General features: G+C 38.6%; 27 protein-coding genes and 3 riboswitches. Of the genes, 26 read left to right on the forward strand and 1 reads right to left on the reverse strand.

Annotated elements, in window-relative coordinates; translation table 11 throughout:
- Window positions 1-400 precede the first annotated feature (400 nt).
- The 26 genes from ASU02_RS23215 (at window position 401) to ASU02_RS23340 (ending at window position 25,298) form a co-directional block, all read left to right on the forward strand.
- The gene (locus ASU02_RS23215) at window positions 401-760 is read left to right on the forward strand and encodes an arsenate reductase family protein (RefSeq protein WP_057767802.1); all 360 of its coding nucleotides are present in this window, start codon (window positions 401-403) and stop codon (window positions 758-760) included.
- Between the two features lie 69 nt (window positions 761-829).
- Entirely contained in the window at window positions 830-1,213 is a 384-nt protein-coding gene (gene gcvH, locus ASU02_RS23220) for a glycine cleavage system protein GcvH (protein ID WP_057767803.1), read from the forward strand.
- A gap of 106 nt (window positions 1,214-1,319) precedes the next feature.
- On the forward strand, window positions 1,320-1,559 hold the full coding sequence (locus tag ASU02_RS23225) for a YusG family protein (protein WP_057767804.1): 240 nt from the start codon (window positions 1,320-1,322) through the stop codon (window positions 1,557-1,559).
- 377 nt (window positions 1,560-1,936) lie between these two features.
- Window positions 1,937-2,293 (forward strand): toprim domain-containing protein, encoded by a 357-nt coding sequence (locus tag ASU02_RS23230; protein WP_057767805.1) that lies wholly within the window; start codon window positions 1,937-1,939, stop codon window positions 2,291-2,293.
- A gap of 6 nt (window positions 2,294-2,299) precedes the next feature.
- Window positions 2,300-2,608 (forward strand): thioredoxin family protein, encoded by a 309-nt coding sequence (locus ASU02_RS23235; RefSeq protein ID WP_057767806.1) that lies wholly within the window; start codon window positions 2,300-2,302, stop codon window positions 2,606-2,608.
- Window positions 2,609-2,734: 126 nt separating this feature from the next.
- Window positions 2,735-4,006: an MFS transporter gene (locus ASU02_RS23240; RefSeq protein ID WP_057767807.1), complete on the forward strand. Its 1,272-nt coding sequence runs from the start codon at window positions 2,735-2,737 to the stop codon at window positions 4,004-4,006.
- 119 nt (window positions 4,007-4,125) lie between these two features.
- A complete protein-coding gene (locus ASU02_RS23245) occupies window positions 4,126-4,494 on the forward strand; it encodes an SCP2 sterol-binding domain-containing protein (RefSeq protein WP_057767808.1) in 369 nt (122 codons plus the stop codon).
- 87 nt (window positions 4,495-4,581) lie between these two features.
- A riboswitch (SAM riboswitch) is annotated at window positions 4,582-4,684 on the forward strand.
- 147 nt (window positions 4,685-4,831) lie between these two features.
- Window positions 4,832-6,148, forward strand: a complete 1,317-nt coding sequence (locus ASU02_RS23250; protein ID WP_057767809.1) for an O-acetylhomoserine aminocarboxypropyltransferase/cysteine synthase family protein — start codon at window positions 4,832-4,834, stop codon at window positions 6,146-6,148.
- 167 nt (window positions 6,149-6,315) lie between these two features.
- Window positions 6,316-6,422, forward strand: a riboswitch (SAM riboswitch).
- Between the two features lie 148 nt (window positions 6,423-6,570).
- Window positions 6,571-7,596: a methionine ABC transporter ATP-binding protein gene (locus ASU02_RS23255; RefSeq protein ID WP_057767845.1), complete on the forward strand. Its 1,026-nt coding sequence runs from the start codon at window positions 6,571-6,573 to the stop codon at window positions 7,594-7,596.
- Complete coding sequence (locus ASU02_RS23260) at window positions 7,589-8,254, forward strand: methionine ABC transporter permease (protein ID WP_057767810.1); 666 nt, start codon at window positions 7,589-7,591, stop codon at window positions 8,252-8,254. Before ASU02_RS23255 ends, ASU02_RS23260 begins: the two co-directional genes overlap by 8 nt.
- Window positions 8,255-8,270: 16 nt before the next feature.
- A complete protein-coding gene (locus tag ASU02_RS23265; protein ID WP_057767811.1) occupies window positions 8,271-9,110 on the forward strand; it encodes a MetQ/NlpA family ABC transporter substrate-binding protein in 840 nt (279 codons plus the stop codon).
- Between the two features lie 221 nt (window positions 9,111-9,331).
- On the forward strand, window positions 9,332-9,538 hold the full coding sequence (locus ASU02_RS23270; protein WP_057767812.1) for a hypothetical protein: 207 nt from the start codon (window positions 9,332-9,334) through the stop codon (window positions 9,536-9,538).
- Between the two features lie 457 nt (window positions 9,539-9,995).
- A complete protein-coding gene (gene sufC, locus ASU02_RS23275; RefSeq protein ID WP_057767813.1) occupies window positions 9,996-10,781 on the forward strand; it encodes a Fe-S cluster assembly ATPase SufC in 786 nt (261 codons plus the stop codon).
- An 18-nt stretch (window positions 10,782-10,799) separates the two neighbouring features.
- Window positions 10,800-12,110, forward strand: a complete 1,311-nt coding sequence (gene sufD, locus ASU02_RS23280) for a Fe-S cluster assembly protein SufD (RefSeq protein ID WP_057767814.1) — start codon at window positions 10,800-10,802, stop codon at window positions 12,108-12,110.
- On the forward strand, window positions 12,110-13,339 hold the full coding sequence (locus ASU02_RS23285) for a cysteine desulfurase (protein ID WP_057767815.1): 1,230 nt from the start codon (window positions 12,110-12,112) through the stop codon (window positions 13,337-13,339). The genes sufD and ASU02_RS23285 overlap by 1 nt, the downstream gene beginning before the upstream one ends.
- Entirely contained in the window at window positions 13,329-13,760 is a 432-nt protein-coding gene (gene sufU, locus ASU02_RS23290; protein ID WP_057767816.1) for a Fe-S cluster assembly sulfur transfer protein SufU, read from the forward strand. The genes ASU02_RS23285 and sufU overlap by 11 nt, the downstream gene beginning before the upstream one ends.
- Before the next feature lie 87 nt (window positions 13,761-13,847).
- A complete protein-coding gene (gene sufB, locus ASU02_RS23295; protein ID WP_057767817.1) occupies window positions 13,848-15,245 on the forward strand; it encodes a Fe-S cluster assembly protein SufB in 1,398 nt (465 codons plus the stop codon).
- Between the two features lie 520 nt (window positions 15,246-15,765).
- Complete coding sequence (locus ASU02_RS23300; protein ID WP_057767818.1) at window positions 15,766-16,605, forward strand: DUF72 domain-containing protein; 840 nt, start codon at window positions 15,766-15,768, stop codon at window positions 16,603-16,605.
- A 65-nt stretch (window positions 16,606-16,670) separates the two neighbouring features.
- Entirely contained in the window at window positions 16,671-16,973 is a 303-nt protein-coding gene (locus tag ASU02_RS23305; RefSeq protein WP_057767819.1) for a YunC family protein, read from the forward strand.
- A gap of 203 nt (window positions 16,974-17,176) precedes the next feature.
- The gene (locus tag ASU02_RS23310) at window positions 17,177-18,262 is read left to right on the forward strand and encodes an HD-GYP domain-containing protein (RefSeq protein WP_057767820.1); all 1,086 of its coding nucleotides are present in this window, start codon (window positions 17,177-17,179) and stop codon (window positions 18,260-18,262) included.
- 144 nt (window positions 18,263-18,406) lie between these two features.
- A riboswitch (Lysine riboswitch) is annotated at window positions 18,407-18,613 on the forward strand.
- Between the two features lie 144 nt (window positions 18,614-18,757).
- A complete protein-coding gene (locus ASU02_RS23315; RefSeq protein ID WP_057767821.1) occupies window positions 18,758-20,329 on the forward strand; it encodes a Na+/H+ antiporter NhaC family protein in 1,572 nt (523 codons plus the stop codon).
- 312 nt (window positions 20,330-20,641) lie between these two features.
- Window positions 20,642-21,841: an ABC transporter substrate-binding protein gene (locus ASU02_RS23320; RefSeq protein WP_057767822.1), complete on the forward strand. Its 1,200-nt coding sequence runs from the start codon at window positions 20,642-20,644 to the stop codon at window positions 21,839-21,841.
- Window positions 21,842-21,972: 131 nt separating this feature from the next.
- Entirely contained in the window at window positions 21,973-22,848 is an 876-nt protein-coding gene (locus ASU02_RS23325; protein ID WP_057767823.1) for a branched-chain amino acid ABC transporter permease, read from the forward strand.
- Window positions 22,849-22,860: 12 nt separating this feature from the next.
- Entirely contained in the window at window positions 22,861-23,808 is a 948-nt protein-coding gene (locus tag ASU02_RS23330) for a branched-chain amino acid ABC transporter permease (RefSeq protein WP_057767824.1), read from the forward strand.
- Between the two features lies 1 nt (window position 23,809).
- The gene (locus ASU02_RS23335; protein ID WP_057767825.1) at window positions 23,810-24,598 is read left to right on the forward strand and encodes an ABC transporter ATP-binding protein; all 789 of its coding nucleotides are present in this window, start codon (window positions 23,810-23,812) and stop codon (window positions 24,596-24,598) included.
- On the forward strand, window positions 24,591-25,298 hold the full coding sequence (locus tag ASU02_RS23340) for an ABC transporter ATP-binding protein (protein WP_057767826.1): 708 nt from the start codon (window positions 24,591-24,593) through the stop codon (window positions 25,296-25,298). The genes ASU02_RS23335 and ASU02_RS23340 overlap by 8 nt, the downstream gene beginning before the upstream one ends.
- 49 nt (window positions 25,299-25,347) lie before the next feature.
- On the opposite strand, the gene ASU02_RS23345 is transcribed toward ASU02_RS23340, so the two are convergent.
- On the reverse strand, window positions 25,348-26,283 hold the full coding sequence (locus ASU02_RS23345; protein ID WP_057767846.1) for a M23 family metallopeptidase: 936 nt from the start codon (window positions 26,281-26,283) through the stop codon (window positions 25,348-25,350).
- Window positions 26,284-26,457: the final 174 nt, after the last annotated feature.

Genomic DNA, 26,457 nt, shown 5'->3' on the forward strand with positions numbered 1-26,457 from the left:
AGAATACACGATAAAACTGAGCAAGTGCTAGATAAATCTCAAGAATGCACGATAAAACAGAGCAAGTGCTAGATAAAACTTTAGAATGCACGATAAAACAGAGCAAGTGCTAGATAAATCTCAAGAATGCACGATAAAACAGAGCAAGTGCTAGATAAATCTCAAGAATGCACGATAAAACAGAGCAAATGCTTGATAAACAAAAAAAGCTGCTTGATAGAATCGTTAATTCTGGCTATTTTACATGAAAATATTCTTTTAACTAGAAGGAGAAAAGAGAATTTTGTCGAATTATCATCTTTAGTCATTGGATAGGAAATATACTATAATTATGATAGTATTGAGTGGATGAAGTTACTTTCTTTTTAAAATTGGACATGATAATCTAGGTGGTGGAACAGTGAGTCTAACCTTTTATTGGTACCCGAAATGCGGGACATGCCGAAAAGCTAAGAAATGGCTCGATGACCATAATTTAGCTTATGAAGCAATACATATCGCAGATAATCCGCCTTCTGTAAGTGATCTGAAAAGCTTGTATGAGAAAAGCGGCTTAGATATTAAGAAGTTTTTTAATACAAGCGGTCAGAAATACCGTGAGCTCGGCTTAAAAGATAAAGTGAAGTCATCAACAGATGATGAACTGCTGCATCTTTTGGCAACCGATGGAATGCTTATTAAACGTCCAATAGTAACGGATGGGAAAAAAGTGACGGTTGGCTTTAAAGAAGAGGATTATGAAAAAACATGGCTTGCGTAAAATGGCCATGATGGAAAAGAGATCGATATAACGATCATAGATTGAAATGAAAAAATGGAGGGATTAGGAATGAACACACCAAAGGAATTGCGTTATTCAGAAGAGCATGAATGGGTAAAAACAGAAGGAGAGCAAGTGCGTATTGGAATTACCGACTTTGCTCAATCTGAGCTTGGGGACATTGTTTTCGTTGAGCTTCCAGAAGTAGGAGATGAGGTTACTGCAGACGAGCCTTTCGGAAGTGTAGAATCAGTTAAGACGGTATCTGAGCTTTATGCACCAATCAGCGGAAAAGTTGTTGCTGTTAACGAAGATTTAAGCGACAGCCCTGAATTTGTGAATGAATCACCGTATGAGAAAGCATGGATGATTGTTATTGAGCCATCAGATGCAGGTGAAATTGAAAACCTAATGACCTCAGAACAATACGAAGAAATGGTTAAAGAAGACTAATAAATGCGGGAGGTGCTGCACAAAGCGGTACCTCCCTTTATTTGGCTTTTTTATTTCTCTAATAAGGGAAACACTATAATCATTAAAATGAGAAAGGGTGGTTATAGTGGTATTAAAGAGTAATAAAATTGATATTACTGACCGTGTTGTTGGAAAGCTGAAGGATGGAGAAATTGAACTTTATTTAGAAAATGAAAAGATCGGAAGTATTCATCTGCCTCAAGAGTCTTCCATTCAAATGGACCACCATTTCGAGTCAGATAAGCAAAAGATTTACCAGCATGTAACAACGACAGATAGTCCGCAAGCACGTTATACAGATTGTGACGAGGGTGGTTGGTGTTAGTAAGAACAGCGGAAGTTTCCGCTGTTCTTATTTATTTTATTTACCATAGATAAATGGATATAATGGATGTATACGAGCAAGCCTATTTACTATAGTATTTTTATCTTAGCAGGAGTTGAACACCATTATCTCGAATATTGAATATGGTAAGATAAAGTGAAACTTCAATCAGGAGGGCATATCTTGATGATTGTAAGTTGAACGAATCGGACATTTGCGGTCTGCTGATCCTCACCTCAGAACTTTTTTTTAACTCGATGTAGTGAGGGGGCTGACAGCCCGTTAATCTGCGATAAAGTTACACATATCAATTGGATTTTCCTTTCAAACATATTAGGGTTATACCTAAAACTTCAACTCAGGTTCAGGTGATGAAAATGAATGAAGCAATACCAGAGAAGGTCATTATTGTAGAGGGTACTTCGGATAAAAGAAAGGTGAAAGCAATCGTAAGTGAGCCTGTCGAGATTATTTGTACAAATGGAACTATTAGTCTTACCAAGCTTGATGAGCTGATTGAAACGCTGCTTGATAAGGATGTATTTATTTTGGTTGATGCTGATGATGCAGGTGAAAAGCTTCGGAAACAGTTTAAACGAGAGTTTCCAGAAGCGGAGCATCTTTATATTGACCGGATGTATCGGGAAGTAGCTACAGCACCTGAACACCATTTAGCAACTGTATTATTGGGTGCCAATATTGATGTAAATATGGAGTTTTTAGATAGAGGATGATTTGTATTGCAGGAATGGTCACGGGAAATGATAAATGAGGCAATAGCAGGGGAACAGGTAAGCTTGATATATTTATACACCCCTTTATGTGGTACCTGTCAGGTAGCTGGGAAAATGCTGACGGTAATAAACGAACTATTGCCAAGTTTATTAATTGGAAAAAGTGATTTAAATTATATGCCAGACTTAGCAGAAAAGTGGGAGATTGAAAGCGTTCCATGCCTTCTTATTTTTAAAATGGGCAGGCTTGAAGAAAAGGTGTATGCATTTCAGTCGGTTCCATTCTTATTAAATAAAATAAAGAGCTTCATCTAAAAGAGTTAGGTGTAAACACCTGCTCTTTTTTTATTTTCTAAATTATCCAACTAATATATTTACAAAACCTTCTGTAAGGGATTATTATATTTAGGGATGCGAAATATTTGTGGAGCAGGTGTAAAAATGGCATTTTATAAGGAATGGGCCAACCAAATTAAAGGGTATAATCGCAATATTCGGCTGGCATTTATGGCAAATATTTTTACGCAAATTGGTTTTGGAATCTTTATGGTTATTTATAATTTTTATATTAGGGAGTTAGGCTACAATGAGCAAATCAACGGGCAAGTAATATCGATGACCGCGCTTGCCACAGCTATCGCACTAGTTCCAGCAGGGATTTTTAGTGACCGAATCGGACGAAGAAAGGCGATGCTGTATGGTGCGGCTGCTACCGGACTTGTTTTATTATCGCGAAGTGTAATCGAAGCTCAATCCGTACTGGTGCTGACTGCATTTGCAACTGGTCTTGCGACAGCTTTCTTTCAGGTTTCGGGAATTCCCTGGCTAGCAGAGAACTCAAAGCCTGAACAAAGGGTTCATTTATTCAGTATCCACTTTGCTGTTATGACAGGTGCAAATGTTATTGGAAACTTAGGCGGCGGCATACTAACAGATTTATTTTCCTTGATCACCACAGAATTAAATAGCATTCGTTTTACCCTGCTGATTGGAAGCATTATTTTCCTGATAGGCATTATCCCAGTAACTAAATTTAATGAACAGCGCAATCCTAGAAAGAACAAAAGAGATAAGAAAATAGTTTCGGCTAAAAGCATTTTAAATAAAAAAGAGAATGTGAAAATTATATTTTTATTTGCATTCGCACAGCTGCTAATTGGTGTGGGGGCAGGACTTGTCATTCCCTATTTAAATTTATATTTTGCTGATCGTTTTTCTGCTTCTAACTCAGCAATCGGTTTTATCATTTCAATGGGTCAAGCTGCAACGGCAATTGCTATGATTATTGGACCAATGGTTGTCAGGAAGTTTGGTGAAGTGAAAGCAGTTGTTATTCTTCAACTATCCTCTTTGCCGTTTCTGCTAATGACAGCATATACGGAAAGTCTTTGGCTTGCAGCAATCGGCTTTTTATTCAGACAAGCCCTTATGAATGCAGGAAATCCTATTCAAATGTCCCTAATGATGTCTAAAGTTGGAGATTCGATGAAGGGGCTGGCAAATTCGGTTAACCAAATGGTTTTTAATTTAGGATGGGCAATCATGGGTCCTGTATCAACGGGGATTGTTATAAAATATGGCGCATATTGGGGATATGCTGTTGTATTTACGATTACTGCCTCTTTATATTTGGTAGGATCTGTGTACTTCTTTATTGTCTTTCGAAGCTATAATAAGACAAACTCAGCTGTTAAAACGGCAAAAACAGTCTGAAAAATAAATAAAATGACATATTTCTCAGGAAATGTTCCATAGTTAATGTCGAACAAATTATGCAGGAATGTTACATGAATTGAAGAAATAGTATTGTAAGACAAATGGATGAAAACCTGTTGTCTATTCGTTTAACCTGGGGTGAGGGCTTGAAGGAAGTGACTGCTGCATTTATTCATGAGGTAAAAACAAAAGGGCATTTGGCCGTGTTTTTAAAGGGTGTTTCGTTCACTTTATGTATTCGGACAAAGGATGATATCCTATATATTCGATTTCAGAATGGGGATGTGAAAATTTGCCCTTCTGAGCCTGCTAATACTTATGATGTAATTATTACTGGCACTGAGGAGAGAATTTCCTCGATATTAATGGGAAATGAAAAATTAAGAAATGCAATACGAGCGAAAAATATACTTGTAGATTCTACTTTCAGAAGACTCCTCTTTCTAGAATCATTATTTCTTCTTTCAAGGCAGCGTGTAAGTTGAGTTATAAAAAATTCAAAATTCCACTTGACCTTTAAATCATCAATATGCTATTATTGGAATTAATTAACTGACTGAAAAAACTGAATATTCTTATCAAGAGAGGCGGAGGGACTGGCCCGACGAAGCCCGGCAACCGGTAATTTACACGGTGCTAATTCCAGCAGAGCATCATTGCTCTGGAAGATAAGAAGAGATGATATCAACCCTCTTCTTGTGAAGAGGGTTTTTTTCGCTCTTCTTTTAAATGGGGTTGTCCTTTAAGTCAGTGATTCTATTGTATTTGCACATCAGAGGATAAAGCATGACCTTCATGCACTAAAAAAGGGAGAGATGAAAAATGAGTGGAAAACAAAAAAACTATCGTTTGGAAACACTTGGTGTACATGGCGGATTACAGCCTGATCCTGTCACTGGTGCAAGGGCTGTACCAATCTATCAAAATAATGCCTACCAATTTAAAGATACTGAGCATGCAGCAAATCTTTTTGGGTTAAAGGAATCTGGATATATTTATACAAGGATTCACAATCCAACGGTAACCGTGTTTGAAGAGAGAGTTGCTTTGTTAGAAGGCGGCGTCGGTGCACTAGCCGTCTCAAGTGGGATGGCGGCAATTACGCTAGCAATTCTTAACCTTGCTCAGGCAGGCGATGAGATTGTTGCAGCATCTAACCTTTATGGAGGAACCTACAATCTCTTTGCGGTAACACTTCCAAAATACGGAATACAAGTAAAGCTAGTTGATCCAGAAAAGCCAGAAAACTTCAGAGAAGCGATAACAGAAAAGACGAAAGCGGTATTCGCAGAAACGATTGGCAATCCAAGTCTAAAAGTGCTTGATATTGAAAAAGTAGCTGAAATTGCTCATGAAAATGGGATTCCTCTTCTAATTGACAATACATTCGCTACTCCATATCTTTGCAGACCAATTGAACATGGAGCAGATATTGTCATACACTCTGCTACTAAATGGCTGTTAGGGAATGGGACGACATTGGGAGGAATTATCGTAGATGGCGGTAAATTTGATTGGAATTCACCTAAGTTCCCAGGATTTACTGAACCGGATTCCAGTTATCATGATCTTGTTTATAGCGAGGCACTTGGACCGGTTGCATACATTACAAAAGCTAGGGTTCAGCTGCTGAGGGATTTAGGACCTGCATTGAGTCCGCAGAATGCATTCCAATTTACACTTGGATTAGAAACGCTGCATGTGCGAATGAAAGAGCATATTGCAAATACGAAAAGAATCATAGAATATTTAGAGGCACATCCTGCTATTAATTGGATTCTATATCCTGGAAGTGACAATCACCCTGATAAACCGTTAGCAGATAAATATTTGCCTAAAGGTGCTGGCTCTGTTGTGGTCTTTGGTATATCCGGAGGAAGAAAAGCTGGAGCGAGTTTAATAAATAATCTGGAGCTATGGGCTCATGTAGCAAATGTAGGAGATGCTAAGAGTTTGATCATCCATCCAGCCAGCACTACACATCAGCAATTAGATGAACAAGGGCTAAAAGCTGCAGGTGTACCAGAGGATTTAATTCGTATTTCGGTTGGAATTGAAAATGCAGAGGATTTAATTGATGACTTAGAGCAAGCTATCCAGGCTGCAACAGGAATTACATCGTTAATTGCTAAGGCATAAGCTTTGATATATCTAAGTTTTTTGAAAGTTGGATAAAAATACTATCTTTTAAAAATACTAAATTATAATTTAAATCGTTGACACCCTTAATAAATCCATGATACGATAATTTTCGAAATTGTTATCACTAAACTAATTTAAAGTGTTAATTGAATATAGATGTTACGCTCTTATCAAGAGAGGTGGAGGGAAGTGCCCTATGAAGCCCGGCAACCGTCATGAAAATGAAATGGTGCCAATTCACACAAAGCAAGCTTGCTTTGGGAGATGAGAGAAAGGACAAGATTATTTTATGCCTTTCTGCTCATTGTCAGAAAGGCATTTTTCTTTTCAAAAAGAAAAATACTAGAGTGAAAGCAATATATTAAGTTTTTTAAAAGTGATAAGCAAAATAGGATTTAAAGAGGGTGTGCAGCATGACGATGATTTCAATCAAAAAGGTACAAAAAATATACCCTTCTCCAAAAGGCCAGGTAAAAGCTGTAGATAATGTTAATCTTGAGATTAACGAGGGAGAAATCTTCGGCGTAATTGGCTATAGCGGAGCAGGAAAAAGCACGTTAATTAGAATGTTAAATGGGCTTGAACTTCCGACCGAGGGAACCGTGGTTGTCGCAAATAATGAAGTGTCGAAAATAAAGGGCAGCAAGCTAAGAAAGGCTCGACAAGAAATCAGTATGATCTTTCAGCATTTCAATCTGTTATGGTCAAGGACAGTTAGACAGAACATTTCGTTTCCTCTTGAAATTGCAGGTGTGTCAAAGACTGAACGTAAAAAGCGTGTCGACGAATTAATCAAACTTGTTGGTCTTGAAGGAAGAGAGGATGCGTATCCTTCACAATTAAGTGGAGGACAAAAGCAGCGTGTGGGTATTGCAAGAGCATTAGCGAATAACCCGAAAGTATTATTATGCGATGAGGCTACTTCCGCGTTAGACCCGCAAACAACAGACGCCATTCTTGATTTACTTGTAGATATTAATAGCCGTCTTGGGTTAACGATTGTACTAATTACTCATGAGATGCATGTGATCCGTAAAATCTGTCACAGAGTTGCGGTTATGGAAGAAGGAAAAGTGGTTGAGATGGGACCGGTGCTGGATGTATTTAAAAATCCGCAGGAACAAATTACAAAGCGTTTTGTTCAGCAGGTGACTGAACCGGAGGAAACAAAAGAAACTACTCGGCATCTACATGAAAAATATCCTGAAGGGAAGGTTGTACAGCTGTCATTTGTAGGTGATACAGCTGATCAGCCGCTAATCACACAGTTAATCAGAAAACATGATATAACCGTTAATATATTACAAGGGAAGATTTCTCATACTCAAAATGGATCTTATGGAACACTATTTATTCATCTTGATGGACCCAAAGGCGAAGTAGAAAAAGCGATCGCATTTATTAACACACATCAAGTAGGTGTGGAGGTGATTGCAAATGGATAATTTACTCGAATTAATCAAATGGGAAAAATTAATTTTAGCAATGAAAGAAACCATTTATATGACATCCATCTCAGTCATTGCTACTTTTCTTATCGGTTTATTGCTTGGACTGCTATTGTTTTTAACTGCTAAAGGGAATATGTGGGAGAATAAATTGGTTAACTCCATTATTTCAGTTATTGTGAATGTTTTCCGGTCCATTCCCTTTATCATATTAATTGTCTTACTTATTCCTTTTACAAAAATTCTTGTTGGTACGATGCTTGGGGCAAATGCAGCATTGCCTGCTCTTATCATCGGGGCAGCCCCTTTTTATGCAAGAATGGTTGAAATCGCACTTCGGGAGATAGATAGGGGAGTTATAGAAGCTTCACAATCAATGGGTGCAAATAACGGGCATATTATCTTCAAGGTATTAATCCCAGAATCGATGCCAGCTTTAATTTCAGGTATAACCGTAACAGCCATTTCATTAGTTGGTTTTACAGCAATGGCGGGGGTAATCGGTGCAGGGGGACTCGGACACTTTGCTTATCTAGAAGGTTTCCAGCGAAATAACTCTGTCGTAACAGCAGCTGCCACTGTCGCTATATTAATAGTAGTCTTCATCATTCAATTTATTGGTGATTATTTTACAAAAATTACAGACAAACGATAACAAAGGAGAAGAACAAATGAAAAAATTATTTGCTTTATTTATTATTGCTTTATTAACAGTATCCTTAGCTGCTTGCGGCAGTAGTGAAGAAAAAGGATCCTCTGGCGGGGAAAGCAAAGACGGAAATAAAAAGTTAGTTGTTGGAGCATCTGCTGTGCCGCATGCAGAGGTTTTAGAAGAAGCTAAGCCTTTATTAGCTGAAAAAGGCATTGACTTAGAAGTTCAAGTGTTTACAGACTATGTGCTGCCAAACGTTACATTAAAAGATAAGGAACTTGATGCGAATTATTTCCAAACACCGGGCTATTTAGCATTGCAAATGGAAGAAAATAAAGATTTCGACTTTGTAAGTGTGGGTGAAATTCATCAGGAGCCAATTGGGATTTATTCTAAGAAATATGATAGCCTAGAAGATCTTCCAGATGGAGCAAAGATTATTATGAGTGATTCATTTAGTGATCATGGCCGTATTTTACCGATTTTTGAAAAGGCAGGGGTTATCAAGTTAAAAGAAGGCGTTGGAGCAAATGCACGTGTTGAGGATATTGTTGAGAATCCGAAAAATTTTGATTTCACTACTTTAATAGAGGCGAAATTACTGGCTTCATCTTTTGAAAGCGGTGAAGGCGACGCTGTAGCGATCAACACAAACTATGCACTGGAAGGCGGAATCAATATTAAAGAAGATGGAATTGCTTTTGAGGGCAGTGATGTTGTTCCGGCTAACTTAGTGGTGGTTCGTTCAGAAGACAAAGATCGAGAAGAAATCAAAACATTAGTTGAAGTTCTTAAATCTAAAGAAATTCAAGATTTTATTAAAGAAAAATATCAAGGTGCTGTTATTTCAGTACAATAAGGTATGAAGGCAAGTGCGAACAACAAGCACTTGCCTTTTCATTTGATTTTATTCACATGAATATTGAATGATATATGCGGAATTTGCTCGTATTGTAAGCATGATATAAATGAAAGCGTTTTAAACGCAATAATTCAATTTTCTGCATTTAATTTCAGCTAATTTCGTCATTGTATTACATCTAGTGGAGATGTTAAAATTTGAACGTAAATTAAATCGCAATGACGAAAGGATTGGTTTTTATTAACCAGCTACAGTTGAATTACACAAGCGATATGGAAAAGGCAATGCATGGAGCCCATGGTGTAGGGTATGAAACTTACAGTAGAAAGCATGAGGTTCGAATGAAGGTTGAAAAAAGACGCCAGGAAGAACATATTAAATGTCAGCAAATGATTGCTAATTTAGAGAAGAAGGTTCATTCCTAAAGCTGCACTATATAATAATGAAGAAAGAGAGAAATCAGCAAAAAAATATACATTGCTGATTTCTCTTTTTATTTGCCGTTTTTTTCTCGTCTCTGAAAAAGCCGGCTCTGCTTTTTGTACCAAAAATCTTGTGGTATTATTATACTGAAAATTCATGTTTTCTTATTAGTGATTGAGTTATAAAGAATGATTCTCAATTAGCTAATTTTATTACATGAAAAAAATGCAGGATGGTAAGAATAAATAGGTAAAAGAATAGGATTATTATTTCAGTGAGAGATAGGAAAGAAACTAGGTTTCAAGCGCTTTAGTATTTCTGTATAAATATGTTGTTAATGGGTTGAAAGAGTTGCTAACAGATTTCATTTGTTATAAGATTGTAATGAGAATAAAATGAGAATAGAAGGTTGCGGCATGGCCGTAATATAAATCTTCTTTTATTGATGGAGGTATAGTAATGGCAGGTTCAAAATTAACAATTAAAGATCTTCATGTTTCTATTGAAGACAAAGAAATATTAAAAGGTGTCAATCTTGAAATTAAAGGCGGAGAAATCCATGCGATCATGGGGCCGAATGGAACAGGGAAGTCAACCCTATCATCTGCTATCATGGGCCATCCAAAATATGAAGTAACAAGCGGAAGTGTAACTTTAGATGGGGAAGATGTATTAGAAATGGAAGTTGACGAACGTGCACGCGCGGGTCTATTTCTTGCTATGCAATACCCAAGTGAAATTACTGGTGTAACGAACGCGGATTTCTTGCGTTCAGCAATCAATAGCCGTCTTGAAGAGGGAAATGAAATTTCATTAATGAAATTTATTCGCAAGATGGATAGCAAAATGGAATTCCTTGAGATGGACCAGGATATGGCTCAACGCTATTTAAATGAAGGATTCTCAGGCGGAGAGAAGAAGCGCAATGAAATTCTTCAGCTTATGATGATCGAACCAAAGATTGCTATTCTTGATGAAATTGATTCAGGTCTTGATATTGATGCATTAAAGGTTGTTTCAAAAGGAATTAACGAAATGCGTGGAGAAGAGTTTGGATGCCTAATCATCACTCACTATCAACGTTTATTAAACTACATTACTCCTGACTATGTACACGTAATGATGCAAGGCCGCATTGTGAAATCTGGCGGTCCTGAACTTGCACAGCGCCTAGAGTCAGAAGGATATGACTGGATTAAGAAAGAACTCGGTATTGAAGACGAAACAGTTGGCCAAGAAGCGTAATTTGTTAGGAGGATCATTATGTCAACAGAAACAAAGTTACCGTTTGATAAGGAATATGTAAGTTCCTTTTCAAAAGAAATGGGCGAGCCGGCTTGGCTGACAGAGCTTCGTTTAAACGCACTAGCAAATGCTGAGAATTTGCCAATGCCAAAGCCTGATAAAACAAAAATTGATAAATGGAACTTTACACAGTTCAATAAGCATATCGTTAGCAGCGAGGATTTTTCATCATTAAATGAACTTCCTGAAGAAGTGAAGACTTTAATTGATCTAGAAGCTGCTGAACAAAACTTGTATATACAACGCAATAACAGACCATCTTACTTATCTGTATCAAAGGATGTTCAGTCAAAGGGCGTTATTTTCACTGATATCTTTACAGCAGCAAGAGAGCATGGGGATTTGCTTCAAAAATATTTCATGCAAGATGGTGTGAAGGTGGATGAGCATCGATTAACTGCTCTTCATGCAGCACTAGTGAATGGTGGAATTTTCTTATACGTTCCAAAAAACGTTGAAGTTGCAGAACCAATTCAAGCTGTATTTATTCATGACAACGAAGAGGCGGCTCTTTTTAATCATGTGATTGTTGTCGCTGAAGACAATAGTTCGGTTACTTATGTGGAAAACTATGTTTCTACAATGGACACTGCAAATGGTGTATTCAATATTGTGACTGAAGTACTTGCGAAAGCAAATGCAAAAGTACAATATGGAGCGGTTGATACCCTTGCAAAGGGACTAACTGGCTATGTGAATCGCCGCGGAATAGCTGATAGAGATGCTCGCATTGAATGGGCGCTTGGCTTAATGAATGACAGCAATACCATTTATGAAAACGTAACAAACTTAATTGGCGATGGTTCTTTCGGAGATACAAAAACGGTTGTAGTAGGCCGTGGAGAACAAACGCAAAACTTTACAACAAGCATCGTACACTTTGGTAAGAATACGGAAGGCTATATTCTTAAGCACGGTGTTATGAAGGACGCTGCTACATCTATCTTTAATGGAATTGGTAAAATCGAGCATGGCGCTTCTAAGTCAAATGCTGAACAAGAATCACGTGTTCTTATGCTTAGTGAAAAGGCACGGGGAGATGCGAATCCAATTTTATTAATTGATGAGGACGATGTAACTGCAGGTCATGCTGCCTCTGTTGGACGTGTTGACCCACTCCAATTGTACTACCTAATGAGCCGTGGAATTCCAAAGACTGAAGCTGAGCGACTTGTTATTCATGGATTCCTTGCTCCAGTCGTGAACGCACTTCATATTGAAGGAGTTAAAAAACAGCTTACGTCCGTTATTGAAAGGAAAGTAAAGTAATGGATATCCATGATATTCGTCAACTGTTTCCAATCTTACATCAGGAAGTCAATGGGAAGCCGCTTGTATACCTAGACAGTGCAGCAACATCCCAAAAGCCTGTTCAGGTTATTGAGGCAATCGATACGTATTATCGTGAAATAAATTCAAATGTTCATCGCGGAGTCCATACACTTGGCACAAGGGCTACAGATGGATATGAAGGTGCAAGAGAAAAGGTTCGCAAGTTTATTAATGCTAAATCAACAGAAGAAATCATTTTTACAAGAGGAACAACAACTGCTTTAAATACGGTTGCTGCAAGCTATGGGCGGGCAAATCTCCATGAAGGAGATGAAATCGTTATTTCCTATATGGAGCATCATAGCAATATTATTCCATGGCAGCAGGTCGCGAAACAAACTGGCGCTGTGTTAAAATATTTGCCTCTTCAGGAGGACGGCACCATTTCTCTCGAAGACGTTAGAGAAACTGTTACTTCTAATACGAAAATTGTTTCTATTATGCAAGTATCAAATGTGCTGGGTGTTGTAAATCCTATTAAAGATATCGCAAAAATTGCTCATGAAAATGGGGCGATTATGGTCGTTGATGGTGCGCAAAGTACACCTCATTTGAAAGTAGATGTCCAAGATTTAGATTGTGATTTCTTTGCTTTTTCGGGCCATAAGATGTGCGGGCCGACTGGCATTGGCGTATTATATGGTAGGAAACAGCTTCTTGAAAATATGGAACCGATCGAATTTGGCGGAGAAATGATTGATTTTGTAGGTTTATACGAATCTACTTGGAAGGAGCTTCCTTGGAAGTTTGAGGGGGGCACACCGATCATTGCTGGAGCCATTGGCTTAGGTGCGGCGATCGATTTCTTAGAAGAAGTTGGGTTAGATCAAATTGAAGCTCACGAGCATAGATTAGCTGCATATGCGATAGAAAAAATGTCTGCTGTTGAGGGATTAACTATTTTTGGACCGAAAGAAGCATCTAAACGTGCGGGGTTAGTCACGTTTAATCTTGATGATGTCCATCCTCATGATGTGGCAACTGTATTGGACGCTGAAGGAATTGCTGTTCGTGCGGGTCATCATTGTGCACAGCCGTTAATGAAATGGCTAAAGCAATCAGCAACTGCACGGGCTAGCTTCTATCTGTACAATACAGAAGAAGAGATTGATAAGCTTGTTAGTGGGCTTCTCAAAACAAAGGAGTATTTCAGCGATGTCTTCTAACAATTTAGATACTCTCTATCGGCAAGTGATTATGGACCATTATAAAAACCCCCGCAATAAAGGGGTGCTTGCAGACGACAGCTTAACAATTAATATGAATAACCCCACTTGTGGGGACCGTATTCAATTAACATTAAAGCTGGAAGGTGACAAGGTTATAGATGCGAAATTCGAAGGAGAAGGCTGTTCGATTTCGATGTCTTCCGCTTCTATGATGACTCAAGCAATTAAAGGAAGAAATATTGAAGATGCTTTAAAGCTTTCAGAGGTTTTCTCTCTGATTATGCAGGGAAAAGACTATGAAGATGATATTGATCTTGGGGATATTGAAGCATTGCAGGGTGTTGCGAAGTTTCCAGCTAGAATAAAGTGTGCAACATTAGCGTGGAAGGCTATGGAGAAGGGATTAAAGGAAGAATAATCTCCTTAATAAATTGATCCTAGGCCGATAAATTATAGTTGATTGGGCCTTTAAGGTCCAATCGCAAATGAATGGAGGAATACGACGATGGCAAAAAAGATGCCGGAAATTGGCGATTATAAATATGGTTTTGCCGATAAGGACGTTTCCATTTTCCGATCAAAACGCGGTTTAACGAAAGAGATTGTTGAAGAGATTTCAAAAATGAAGCAAGAGCCACAATGGATGCTTGACTTCCGTTTAAAATCATTGGAGCATTTCTACAACATGCCTATGCCGCAATGGGGCGGAGATTTAGCGTCATTAAACTTTGATGAAATCACATATTATGTAAAACCATCTGAAAAGACAGAGAAATCATGGGATGAAGTACCTGAGGAAATTAAACAAACGTTTGATAAGCTCGGGATTCCAGAAGCTGAGCAAAAGTATTTAGCTGGTGTATCCGCTCAATACGAATCAGAGGTTGTTTATCATAACATGCAGGAAGATCTTGAAGCACAAGGGATCGTATTTAAGGATACAGATTCTGCTCTACGTGAGAACGAAGACCTTTTCCGTGAGCATTGGGCGAAAGTGATTCCGCCAACAGATAATAAGTTTGCTGCACTAAACTCTGCTGTTTGGTCAGGCGGTTCTTTCATCTATGTTCCAAAAGGAATTAAAGTGGAAACTCCGTTACAAGCATACTTCCGCATCAACTCTGAGAATATGGGCCAATTTGAGCGTACATTAATCATTGTTGATGAAGGTGCTCATGTACACTATGTTGAGGGATGTACAGCTCCTGTTTATACGACAAACTCCCTTCATAGTGCGGTAGTTGAAATCATCATCAAAAAGGATGCATATTGCCGCTATACAACAATCCAAAACTGGGCAAACAACGTATACAATCTTGTTACAAAGCGTGCTGTTTGTGAAGCCAATGCAACAATGGAATGGATTGACGGGAATATTGGATCAAAATTAACAATGAAGTATCCAGCTGTTATTCTAAAAGGTGAAGGCGCTCGTGGAATGACACTTTCAATTGCGATTGCAGGTAAAGGTCAGCACCAGGATGCTGGTGCAAAAATGATTCACCTTGCACCAAATACATCTTCTACGATTGTATCTAAATCGATTTCTAAGCACGGCGGTAAAGTAACATATCGTGGGATTGTTCAATTTGGCCGTAAGGCTGATGGTGCTCGTGCAAATATTGAGTGTGATACGTTAATTATGGATAATCAATCAACTTCAGATACGATTCCATATAACGAAATCATGAACGATAATATCTCGTTAGAGCATGAAGCGAAGGTTTCCAAGGTTTCAGAAGAGCAATTATTCTATCTAATGAGCCGCGGAATCTCTGAACAAGAAGCAACTGAAATGATTGTAATGGGCTTTATTGAGCCATTTACGAAAGAACTTCCAATGGAGTATGCGGTAGAAATGAACCGTTTGATCAAGTTCGAAATGGAAGGCTCAATCGGTTAATAAATAATTAAAATTAAACCACTCACTAAATTGGTGAGTGGTTTAATTTTATATACAGTTGGTTATATAATTTTAAAGGTAGCGAGAGCGGCATACCGTTTAAAATTCCATAATCAGCTTTAATGAGACAAGGAGCATGATGATCCAAAGGAAAGTGTCCCATAGCCATCTTCAATGAGACAAGGAACATGAAAAACCAAAAGAAAGTGTCCCATAGCCATCTTCAATGAGACAAGGAACGTGATAAATCAAAAGAAAATGTCTCATAGCCATCTTCAATGAGACAAGGAACATGAAAAACCAAAAGAAAATGTCTCACAGCCAGCCTTAATGAGACAATTCACATGAAAACTAAAAGAAAGTGTCCCATAGCTAGCTTTAATAAGAAAATGAATAGTATTCCCCCGTGCAGCTTACTATGTGACAATGAATAAGATACTGAAAAATATGTTCAATAGCCAATTTAGGGAAGAGAGCCGATTCTATTTAACTTACTGCTATCACATTGGAGGTGTGCAGGATGATTGTAATTGGAGTAACTGGATGGGGAGACCACGATACCTTATATACTAATCCAATTTCCCAAGGTGAGAAGTTGAGGGTGTATGGGAGTCATTTTCCAACAGTTGAAGTTGATGCTTCCTTTTATGCTGTCCAGCCAAAGCGGAATGCAGAAAAATGGATGAAAGACACTCCGAAGACCTTTCAATTTATTGTGAAAGCTTATCAAGGAATGACAGGTCATGAAAGAGGGGAAATTCCATTCCAGGATAAGGGTGAAATGTTTGCCGCTTTTAAGGATTCTTTAGAGCCCTATAGGAATAAGCTTGCGATGGTGCTTTTTCAATTTCCTCCATGGTTTGACTGTAAAAAGCAAAATGTCGATTATTTGCGCTGGTGTAAAGCGCAAATGGGCGATATCCCCTGTGCATTAGAATTCCGGCATCAGTCCTGGTTTCATCCTGCATTTAAGGATAAAACCATCCGCTTTATGAAAGAGGAAGGGTGGATTCATAGTATTTGTGATGAGCCACAGGCAGGCACTGGCTCCATTCCGATTGTGCTTGAACCAACTAATAAAGAAAAGGTTTTAGTAAGGTTTCACGGACGTAATATTCATGGCTGGCAAAAGAAAAATGCAGAGAATTGGCGAGAAGTCAGATATTTGTATCGGTACAATGAGAATGAACTTACTGAATGGGCAGAGCGGCTAAAAGAATTAGAAAAAAGGTGCAAAACGGTATATGCAGTTTTTAACAATAATTCAGGCGGAGATGCGGCTGACAATGCGAAACAGCTTATACACATGTTAAATATTGAATATAGAGATCTTGCCCCAAGGCAATTGGAGTTATTTTAAAAATCATTACACGCATTTCTAACCACTAGCATAATTTGATAGAGAGGGAAAGGAGTGCTTGATTCATGATTGATTTAAAACCTATTGATATAAAGGGGTATACATTCCTATGCGTCTCCGTGGAGCTGCCGAAAACAAATTTACTTGTTGTGACAAATGATAAAGGATATATTATGTGTGGTGCACTTGATGTCGCATTACTAAATGAGAAATTAAAGGATCGGAAAGTAATCGCTGGCAGGGCAGTTGGGGTAAAAACAATTGAACAGCTTCTTGAAGCACCGCTGGAATCCGTCACGTATGAGGCAGAGTCGTTGGGCATTCATCGAGGAATGATAGGAAAAGAAGCTTTACTTAAAATGGTATAAAGGCAAGCCAATCGAGCGTCCACAAAATTTTGTGGAATAGACTTTGATTGGCATGCCTTTTCTTATGTTTTCTCATTTCAATATTTTTCGACATAATTAGTGTCTTATCTGTCACTTTTTAGCGAAAAAGGTTATTATAGTTAAAGGTGATAATGTATGAGAACGACAATGGAAAAACTTCTGGAATGTTATAGGAGTAATTTATGCGATTAGTAACAACCTCATCCGTAGAAGCTGGTACGATACTAGCAAAGACCATTTATAATGAAACAGGGCAAATCTTGCTTAGTGAGGGTGTTGAACTGAAAGAAAGTATGATTCAGCGCTTAAATTCATTAGGAATTAGTTATATTTTTATAAAAGATAGTCAAACGGATGATATTGAATACAAAGGAACACTGTCTGATCCAATCCGAAGAAAAGCTATTCAGACAATAAATTCGACCTTTTTGGAGATCCAAAAGGATTCAAGTATATCAAGTTCCTTTGTAGTGGAAAAGGCTTCAAGACGTCTATCTGACTTGATTCGCTTTCTAATGACGGAGTTAGGAAGCAATAAAGAACTATTAAATTTACTTTCAGATGCTTATACACACGATAACTATATCTTTACCCATTCGTTAAATGTCACATTATACTCATTAGCGCTTGGATTGGAGCTGAAACTTTCACCGAAGGAATTGGAAACTTTAGGACTAGGGGCTATTTTCCATGACATTGGGAAGCTGCAGGTGCCGTTAGATGTTTTGTTAAAACCAGGGAGATTAACGGAAGAAGAGTATGTTGCAATTAAAGAACATGCGGAAGCTGGTTTTCAAATTTTGAGAAAGGTGCAAACCATCCCTCTTTTAGTTGCACATTGTGCTTATCAGCATCACGAACGGATCGATGGTTCGGGCTATCCTAGAGGAATTACGGGACAGGATATACACTTTTTTGGGAAAATTATTGCGGTTGCAGATGTATTTGATGCAGTAACATCGAATCGTGTCTATCGGAAAGCCATGCTGCCGCATGAAGGGTTAGAAATTCTTTACGCTGGTTCAGGAACCTTATTTGAACAGAAAATTGTAGAAGCCTTTCGATTAGCGGTTGCCATCTATCCAGTTGGGATAACGGTAGAGTTAAATGATGGAAGAAAAGGAATTGTTACTGGGCAAAATATTGGTCTTGGGGACCGTCCGATTATAAGAATTATGGAGCACAAAGGAGAACAAGTTACTCCATATGAATTAGATATGAAAATAGAATTGAATGTGGTTATAACGGAATGTGACACCGCTTTCTAACGTAAAGAAAGTTAAAAGGTTTTCAAAAATGGGGTAATCATTTTATTCTGGGAATAAAATGGATACCTTCAATTTATTATAGAACTTGTTACTAACCTATTATTCTGATATAGTAATAAACAATTGAATAAACCTTATCATATCCGATGGGGTAGAGGAGCGGAATTTAAGAGTAAGCTGTGTGAGGATGACAACAATGAACACAGTCTAAAGGGAATTCTGCCGAAGCAAATGAATTTGTGTCAGCAATCATTTGCTGGGGTTACTTTGAATAAGGGTAACACTGTCATTATGAAGGATAAGCGGGAAACCTGCTTTACTAATTCTTCATACTGGGGAGCTACAGGTCGTGATGGAGAATCTTATTACTTATAAGAGTAATGATAGATCATCTCTATCGTTACTCTTTTTTATTTTTTCATCATTATCCAATCCCCTTTAAAGAAAGGGATAATCGTTCCATTCGATTCCCAGAATAAAAGAGGAGGAAAAGAAATGGAAAATACTATTTTTTCACTAATCCCCCCTTTGTTAGCAATTCTCATGGTTGTATTGACGAGAAGAGTATTGCTATCTTTAGGTGTGGGTATCATATCAGCAGCTATTTTACTTGCAGATTTCAGCATATTAGGAATGTTCAATATCATTTTTGGTGCAATTAAAGGTCTCTTTATTGCAGATGGTGAAATAAATACATCCAATATTTATATCATTTTATTCTTACTTATACTAGGAATCATTACTTCATTTATTTCTATTTCTGGCGGAAGCCGTGCGTTTGGCGAATGGGCGATCAAGCGAGTAAAGACCCGCACAGGCGCACAACTGGTTGCAATCGTATTAGGCATTATCATTTTTATTGATGACTATTTTAACGCGCTTGCAGTCGGGCAAATTTCGAAACCAATAACGGATCGGCAAAAAGTATCAAGGGCAAAGCTGGCATATTTAATCGATTCCACATCTGCTCCAATATGTGTAGTTTCACCGGTATCAAGCTGGGGTGCTTCTATAATTGCACTAATCGGTACAATTCTAGCATCACATAATATAACGGAGTTTTCTGCATTCTCTGCATTTATGCAAATCATTCCGATGAATCTATATGTCTGGGCCACTTTAGCCATGGTATTTATCGTTGCGTTCAAAGGGGTAGAAATTGGACCAATGAAAATGCATGAACGTCGAGCTGTCAGGGAAGGATTGGTTGCGGATCCTACGAAACCAGCAGCTGGTGAACTGAAAGACGATTTGCAGACAAGCACGAGAGGAACTGTTGGCGACTTGGTTTGGCCAATTATAGCACTTATTGCTGGAACCGTTGGATCCATGCTTTGGACTGGAATTGCAGGGACTGAAGGAACCGTGTCTGTATTAGCTATTTTTGAAAATACAGATGTGACCAAATCACTTATTCTCGGTGGGCTGTTTGGTTTAATTGTTACATTATGTTTTTTTATCCGTCAGGTTTTTGTTTTAAAAGGTGTGAATGGAAAAGTGTTTAGAAAGGGAGTATGGGCAGGTACGAAATCAATGCTCCCAGCGGTATACATTCTTTTATTTGCATGGGTCATTGCTGATTTAATCGGTCGTCTAGAAACTGGAAAATATTTAGCAGGAATTGTGGAGACCACGAATTTAAATCCATCATTTCTTCCGTTAATCCTCTTTGCTATCGCTTGTATTATGGCATTTAGTACAGGAACATCATGGGGCTCGTTTGGTATCCTGCTTCCTATTGCTGGGGATATAGCCGCGGCAACGGATATAAATCTTCTGCTGCCTGCCTTAGCGGCGGTTTTAGCGGGTGCAGTGTTTGGCGATCACTGTTCTCCGATTTCTGATACAACAATTCTTTCATCAACAGGAGCAGGGTGTAATCATATAGACCATGTAATGACGCAGCTTCCGTATGCAGTTATATCAGCAGTTACTGCAGCTGTCGGTTATGTTGTAATTGGGTTCACAGGAAGTACCGTCCTTGCACTTCTAACAGTAGCAGTAATCCTAATTGTTTTTACAATAATAGCTGGCAGTCGTACGAAAGACGAGTGGCGAGAAACGTAAGTAGACTAAATTAAAAGGCTTTCTCTTTATGAGAGAGCCTTTTAGTGTGAAAAAAATAATAGTGTAATATTTTGAATTATTATAATCTTGCTAAAATATTGTTTTGACAGATTAATCTAAAAATATTATACTGTTTTTAGATTATATCAAGTAGTCAGATAATACTAGGATTCATCATTATTTTTTTATTAGAAGGCAGAACTGACTATTTGTAGGGGGTAGATGTGAAAGTCAAAATGGTGAATGGACAGCCAATAAACCTCAATTCGTTCTAAATGTTCAGAACAATCAGAAATAAAAGGGGGAGTAGAGATGTTTAGAAAGAAAATTACTTCAGTACTTATGGCTTCGGCATTGGTAGCTGGAGTGTTAGCTGGCTGCGGCGGGGAAAAGGCTGGTACAGAAGGTTCAAAAGACTCTGGCGGTGGCGGAGATACAATTAAAATCGGTGCTAACCTGGAGCTTTCAGGAGCTGTAGCTTCTTATGGACAAGGGATTGCCGAAGGAATTGATCTGGCTGTTGAAGAGATTAATAATAGCGGCGGAGTCGACGGCAAGAAAATAGAAATCATTAAAGTAGATAATAAATCAGATGCTGCTGAAGCAACAAACGCTGCTATAAAATTGACAAACCAAGATAAGGTAACAGCTATCATTGGTGCAGCTACTAGTGGAAATTCAGTGGCACAAGCGCAAATTGCCAATGACAATAAAACCATTCTACTTTCTCCATCTGGTACTAGCCCGAACGTAACAGTTGGGACAAATGGAAAAGTAAATGAATTTGTATTCCGGACTTCATTTATTGATCCATTCCAAGGAACTGTTGCAGCCAATTTTGCAGCAGGAGATTTAAATATAAAGAATGCAGCAATCTATGCGGATAATGCAAGTGATTACGCAAAAGGCTTAGCTGCATCTTTTAAGGAAACGTTCGAAGCTGCTGGCGGGAAAATTGTTTCTGAAGAATCTTATGTAGCAAAAGATACAGATTTCCGTTCAATATTAACTCGCATCAAGTCAGCTAACCCTGAATTTATTTTTATCCCTGGTTATTATGAAGAAGTGGGCCTAATTATTAAGCAAGCACGTGAAATGGGAATTACGGTTCCTTTTATGGGCGCTGATGGCTGGGATTCTCCAATTCTAGTTGATTTAGCTGGTGCTGAAGCGTTAAATAACACATTCCTTACAAACCATTATTCTGCACAAGATCCAGATGAAACGATTCAAAAGTTCGTAACAAGCTTCTCTAAAAAATATTCCGGAAAGTCTCCTGATGCATTTAATGCTCTTGGCTATGACTCTGTTTATTTCTTAGTAGATGCAATGAAACGTGCGGGTGATACATCTGATGCTACAAAAATTAAGGATGCTCTTGCAGAAACAAAAGATTTATCGCTTGTAACTGGTGTCGTAACTGTTGACGAATTTCACAACCCTATTAAATCAGCTACTGTTCTAGAACATAAAGATGGGAAGCAAGTCTTCAAGTCTAAAGTGAATCCGTAAGATAGGGCTGGAGAGATGGGGGGATAATGTATCCTCCCATTTCTAATTTAAAGAGAGGAATTCTTCAATTTAGACAATTGTCCACAGCTTCAGCAAGGCGCTTACGCTTTTCTAAAAAGGAGTGAATGAATATGGAATGGATACAGCAATTAATAAATGGTATTTCACTCGGGAGTATCTATGCCCTAATCGCATTAGGGTATACGATGGTTTATGGAATCATTAAGTTAATTAACTTTGCTCATGGTGAGGTTTTTATGATTGGCGCCTTTGTGGGCTTCTATGCAATTGCTGGCTGGGGCCTAGGTTTCTTTCCAGCATTAATACTGGCAATGGCAGTCTGCGCCGTTTTCGGTGTGCTGATTGAGCGGATTGCATACAGAAGGCTTCGTAATGCCTCTCGAATTGCAGCTTTAATTACAGCAATTGGACTTTCTCTTCTTATTCAATATGTGGTTATCTATGTGCGAGGGGCACAACCAGAGGCTTATCCAGATGCATTGTCTAACAAAACGTTTGACATATTTGGGGTGCAGATTAGCAGCCAATCAATTTTGATTCTTTCTGTTTCAATTGTCTTAATGATTTTATTGCAATTTATTGTCCACCGGACAAAAATTGGGAAAGCCATGCGTGCGGTTTCCCATGATATGGATGCAGCTCGTTTAATGGGGATTAACGTTAACACAACCATTTCAGCTACTTTTGCGATAGGTTCTGCTTTAGCGGGAGCTGCTGGTGTATTTTTTGGAGTATATTATACGAAAATTGAACCATTAATGGGGATTATTCCAGGTTTGAAAGCATTCGTAGCAGCTGTACTAGGTGGAATAGGAATTATTCCAGGGGCAATGGTCGGCGGCCTTGTTCTTGGGGTGGTAGAAACGATTGTTAGTGCATTAGGCTATTCGCTTTGGAGAGATGCTGCAGCATTTATCATTCTTATATTAATTCTTTTATTTAGACCGTCTGGCATCTTCGGTAAAAATGCAAGAGAGAAAGTGTAGGTGAGGAAGTCTATGAAAAAAGTAAAAGGATTTTGGGTCTTTCTAATTTTATCAATTGTACTTTATGGAACGGTTCAACTTCTCATCAACGCCGGTATCTTAAATCAATTCTATTCCAATACACTCATCTTTATTGGCATTAATATTATCTTAGCTGTCAGCCTTCATTTAGTCATCGGAATTACTGGGCAGTTTTCCATTGGACATGCTGGATTTTTAGCAGTAGGTGCTTATATCTCTGCCATATTCACAATGAAACTGCAGCTTCCATTTCCGATTGCGATTTTGGCTGGAGGGATAATTGCTGCATTAGCAGGCCTTATTGTCGGGATTCCCAGCCTGCGCTTAAAAGGCGACTACTTAGCTATTGCCACCTTAGGCTTTGCGGAAATTATTCGGATCGTCTTTCTGAATATTGACTATGTCGGTGGAGCGGCAGGAATGCAGGTCTCCCATTTAACAAATTGGACATATACGTTCATTTGTCTATTTATTACGATTGTAGTTATTATGAACTTTACAAATTCTAGACATGGACGTGCATGTATTTCTGTTAGAGAAAATGAAATTGCAGCAGATGCGATGGGAATTAACACTGTTTATTATAAGGTTATTGCCTTTGCTTTGGGCTCATTTTTTGCCGGAATCGCTGGGGGACTGTATGCGCATAACTTCTATATAATCCAGCCAACAAACTTTGGCTTCTTAAAGTCATTTGATATCTTAATTTATGTTGTGCTAGGTGGTCTCGGCAGCCTTTCAGGAGCCGTTATTTCTGCTATCCTCCTTACGCTTGTTTCAACCTTCTTACAGGACTATCCTGAAACACGAATGATCATCTACAGCCTGGTGCTCGTTATTGTTATGCTTTATCGCCCGCAAGGTTTGATGGGAACACGTGAAATTACAGATATTTTTGGAAAATGGAAAAGCGTAAAGAGCGTGAAAGGGGGCAATTAGTATGGGGAGCGTACCTTTGCTTCAAGTACGAAATACCGGCATTCAGTTTGGCGGGCTGAAGGCTGTTTCGAATGTGAATATGGAAATTAATCAGGGAGAGCTTATTGGGTTAATTGGACCAAATGGAGCGGGAAAAACAACATGCTTTAATTTATTGACAGGTGTTTATGTACCAACTGAAGGGTCGATTGAATTAGATGGACAAAAACTAAATGGATTAGCCCCTTATCAAGTTACAAGGAAAGGGATAAGCCGTACATTCCAAAATATCCGCCTTTTTAATGAATTATCTGTACTTGATAATGTGAAAGTGGCTTATCATTCCTTAGCTAAGCACTCAATAATAAGTTCGATCTTACGCCTTCCCTCACATTTTTCTGGTGAAAAGGAAATGGAGGAAAAGTCGATTGAATTCCTGAAAATTTTTAACTTAGATAAATATAAAAATGAAGCAGCTAAAAATTTGCCTTATGGCCAGCAGCGAAGACTGGAAATTGCGAGAGCATTAGCAGCAGGACCACGACTCTTATTGCTAGATGAGCCAGCTGCAGGAATGAACCCGCAAGAAACACATGAACTAATGGAATTAATTGCATTTGTGCGTAAAAAATTTGATTTAACAATTCTTTTAATTGAACATGATATGAATCTAGTCATGGGAATATGCGAAAGAATTTATGTGCTGGACCATGGACAGCTTATAGCACAGGGGACCCCTGAAGACATTCGCAACCATCCGAAAGTTATCGAAGCGTACCTTGGAGAGGAGGTTACGAGCGCCCATGCTTAAAGTTGATCAATTAGATGTTTTTTATGGCAATATTCATGCATTGAAAGGTGTTTCTTTAGATGTAAAAGAGGGAGAAATTGTTACGCTAATAGGAGCGAATGGAGCAGGGAAAAGCACACTTTTGAAAACTCTGTCTGGCCTGCTTAAACCGAAGAGTGGAACCATTCAATATTTAAATAATACGATAGCAGGAAAGCCAGCTCAGGAAATTGTAAAAGCTGGGATCTCTCATGTTCCAGAGGGCAGACGAGTGTTTTCGAATATGACAGTTGAGGAAAACCTAGAGCTTGGTGCCTTTTTAAGAAAGGATTCGAAGGAGATTCAAAGTGATATTCAAAAGGTATACCAAACATTCCCTCGGCTGCTTGAGCGCCGTAAGCAATTATCTGGCACACTTTCTGGGGGAGAACAGCAAATGCTAGCCATGGGAAGAGCGATCATGGCAAGGCCAAAGCTCTTATTATTAGATGAACCCTCAATGGGGCTAGCTCCCCTAATGGTAAAAACCATTTTTGAAATAATTGAAGAGATTAATCGGGGTGGAACAACCATTTTACTTGTTGAACAAAATGCTCATATGGCTTTATCTGTAGCGAATAGGGCATATGTTATTGAAACGGGACGAGTAACTGTTTCTGGCACAGCAGCTGAACTTCAAGCAAGTGAAGAAATAAAAAATGCCTATCTTGGCGGACATTAAAATGGGAGAAGCCCTTATTAGGGGCTTCTCCTCTTTTACTATTATTTATTTATTTCTTCCGTGTCTTTAACCGTTCTTGCCTCTCCCATAAACGTAAGTGCGGAAAAGGATCATAGGACCATTCTGTATAGCCATTATCTTTGTACATGCCATAATGAAGATGGGGAGGAAATTTTCCTGATGTTCCAGGAGGGCCATATCCCGAATTGCCAACTCCGCCAATTAGCATGCCAGGTTCGACAATCTGGCCAAGCTTTAGATCTTTGGCAAACCCGCTTAGATGAGCGAAATAATGATAATTGTTATTAATATCACGAATGCCGATTCTCCAGCCACCAAACCGGTTCCAACCTTTCATTTCCACAATTCCATATGCTGTTGCCCGCACTGGAACACCATAATCGGCAAAGATATCTGTTCCTTCATGGGATCTTCTGCCGCCCCAGCCCCTTGCAGCTCCCCACGTACTTTTATAGCTATAATTACTTCTAAGCGGGACTGGAAACGCATGGTCATCAAGCTCTAGCCGTCCGTATTGTTTATAGATTTTTGCCTTGCCTATAATAAGGCTGACTGTTTTGTCTCGTTTATAATAATTCCATAATCCAATTTTTAAATTGTCATGATCTATCCCATAGGATAAAAGGTACTTGGCAAAAGCAAAAAGTACATCTGAATCATTGGAAAGGATGGCTTTTCCATCCCCATCTCCATCCGCTCCTAAACCGTTGAAAAATTGGATTGATCGTGGATTGTCATCAATAGGATTGGGATTTAACGGCCCCGTCCATAATTCTGGTTTAAAATAAATGCCTGTTATTCCCTCAGCTTTCGGAATATCCCTTCTAGCCTGTCTGACATTCCGTTCATATTGGTCAATTGCAGCAAGATAGTACCAGGGAATATTCGTCACAGATTCCATTTTCTTATATAATTCCATCCGTGATTCATAATCATTTTTATTATTGGTTTGCGCGTGTCCCATTAAACTTGGCAAGAAGAAAATGGATAAGGTAAAAATACCAATGAGAAAAATTCGCACAATATTCCTCCCTTCTCATTACTGCCTTCTTACAGAATAAGATGATTTCGAATTTGAAAACTGTCTAGCGAAAGCAACTTATCAAGCTCCAGGTCTCCTCTTTATGATATGTTCTCA

It is taken from the genome of Cytobacillus praedii, from assembly GCF_001439605.1.
Classification (GTDB): domain Bacteria; phylum Bacillota; class Bacilli; order Bacillales; family Cytobacillaceae; genus Cytobacillus; species Cytobacillus praedii.

Excerpts from the sequence above, each read along its gene's own strand:
- gcvH (WP_057767803.1), top strand. The coding sequence starts at position 830 with ATGAACACACCAAAGGAATTGCGTTATTCAGAAGAGCATGAATGGGTA.
- ASU02_RS23230 (WP_057767805.1), top strand. The coding sequence starts at position 1,937 with ATGAATGAAGCAATACCAGAGAAGGTCATTATTGTAGAGGGTACTTCG.
- ASU02_RS23240 (WP_057767807.1), top strand. The coding sequence starts at position 2,735 with ATGGCATTTTATAAGGAATGGGCCAACCAAATTAAAGGGTATAATCGC.
- ASU02_RS23250 (WP_057767809.1), top strand. The coding sequence starts at position 4,832 with ATGAGTGGAAAACAAAAAAACTATCGTTTGGAAACACTTGGTGTACAT.
- ASU02_RS23255 (WP_057767845.1), top strand. The coding sequence starts at position 6,571 with ATGATTTCAATCAAAAAGGTACAAAAAATATACCCTTCTCCAAAAGGC.
- ASU02_RS23260 (WP_057767810.1), top strand. The coding sequence starts at position 7,589 with ATGGATAATTTACTCGAATTAATCAAATGGGAAAAATTAATTTTAGCA.
- ASU02_RS23265 (WP_057767811.1), top strand. The coding sequence starts at position 8,271 with ATGAAAAAATTATTTGCTTTATTTATTATTGCTTTATTAACAGTATCC.
- ASU02_RS23270 (WP_057767812.1), top strand. The coding sequence starts at position 9,332 with ATGACGAAAGGATTGGTTTTTATTAACCAGCTACAGTTGAATTACACA.
- sufC (WP_057767813.1), top strand. The coding sequence starts at position 9,996 with ATGGCAGGTTCAAAATTAACAATTAAAGATCTTCATGTTTCTATTGAA.
- sufD (WP_057767814.1), top strand. The coding sequence starts at position 10,800 with ATGTCAACAGAAACAAAGTTACCGTTTGATAAGGAATATGTAAGTTCC.
- ASU02_RS23285 (WP_057767815.1), top strand. The coding sequence starts at position 12,110 with ATGGATATCCATGATATTCGTCAACTGTTTCCAATCTTACATCAGGAA.
- sufU (WP_057767816.1), top strand. The coding sequence starts at position 13,329 with ATGTCTTCTAACAATTTAGATACTCTCTATCGGCAAGTGATTATGGAC.
- sufB (WP_057767817.1), top strand. The coding sequence starts at position 13,848 with ATGGCAAAAAAGATGCCGGAAATTGGCGATTATAAATATGGTTTTGCC.
- ASU02_RS23300 (WP_057767818.1), top strand. The coding sequence starts at position 15,766 with ATGATTGTAATTGGAGTAACTGGATGGGGAGACCACGATACCTTATAT.
- ASU02_RS23305 (WP_057767819.1), top strand. The coding sequence starts at position 16,671 with ATGATTGATTTAAAACCTATTGATATAAAGGGGTATACATTCCTATGC.
- ASU02_RS23310 (WP_057767820.1), top strand. The coding sequence starts at position 17,177 with ATGCGATTAGTAACAACCTCATCCGTAGAAGCTGGTACGATACTAGCA.
- ASU02_RS23315 (WP_057767821.1), top strand. The coding sequence starts at position 18,758 with ATGGAAAATACTATTTTTTCACTAATCCCCCCTTTGTTAGCAATTCTC.
- ASU02_RS23320 (WP_057767822.1), top strand. The coding sequence starts at position 20,642 with ATGTTTAGAAAGAAAATTACTTCAGTACTTATGGCTTCGGCATTGGTA.
- ASU02_RS23325 (WP_057767823.1), top strand. The coding sequence starts at position 21,973 with ATGGAATGGATACAGCAATTAATAAATGGTATTTCACTCGGGAGTATC.
- ASU02_RS23330 (WP_057767824.1), top strand. The coding sequence starts at position 22,861 with ATGAAAAAAGTAAAAGGATTTTGGGTCTTTCTAATTTTATCAATTGTA.
- ASU02_RS23335 (WP_057767825.1), top strand. The coding sequence starts at position 23,810 with ATGGGGAGCGTACCTTTGCTTCAAGTACGAAATACCGGCATTCAGTTT.
- ASU02_RS23340 (WP_057767826.1), top strand. The coding sequence starts at position 24,591 with ATGCTTAAAGTTGATCAATTAGATGTTTTTTATGGCAATATTCATGCA.
- ASU02_RS23345 (WP_057767846.1), bottom strand. The coding sequence starts at position 26,283 with ATGGGACACGCGCAAACCAATAATAAAAATGATTATGAATCACGGATG.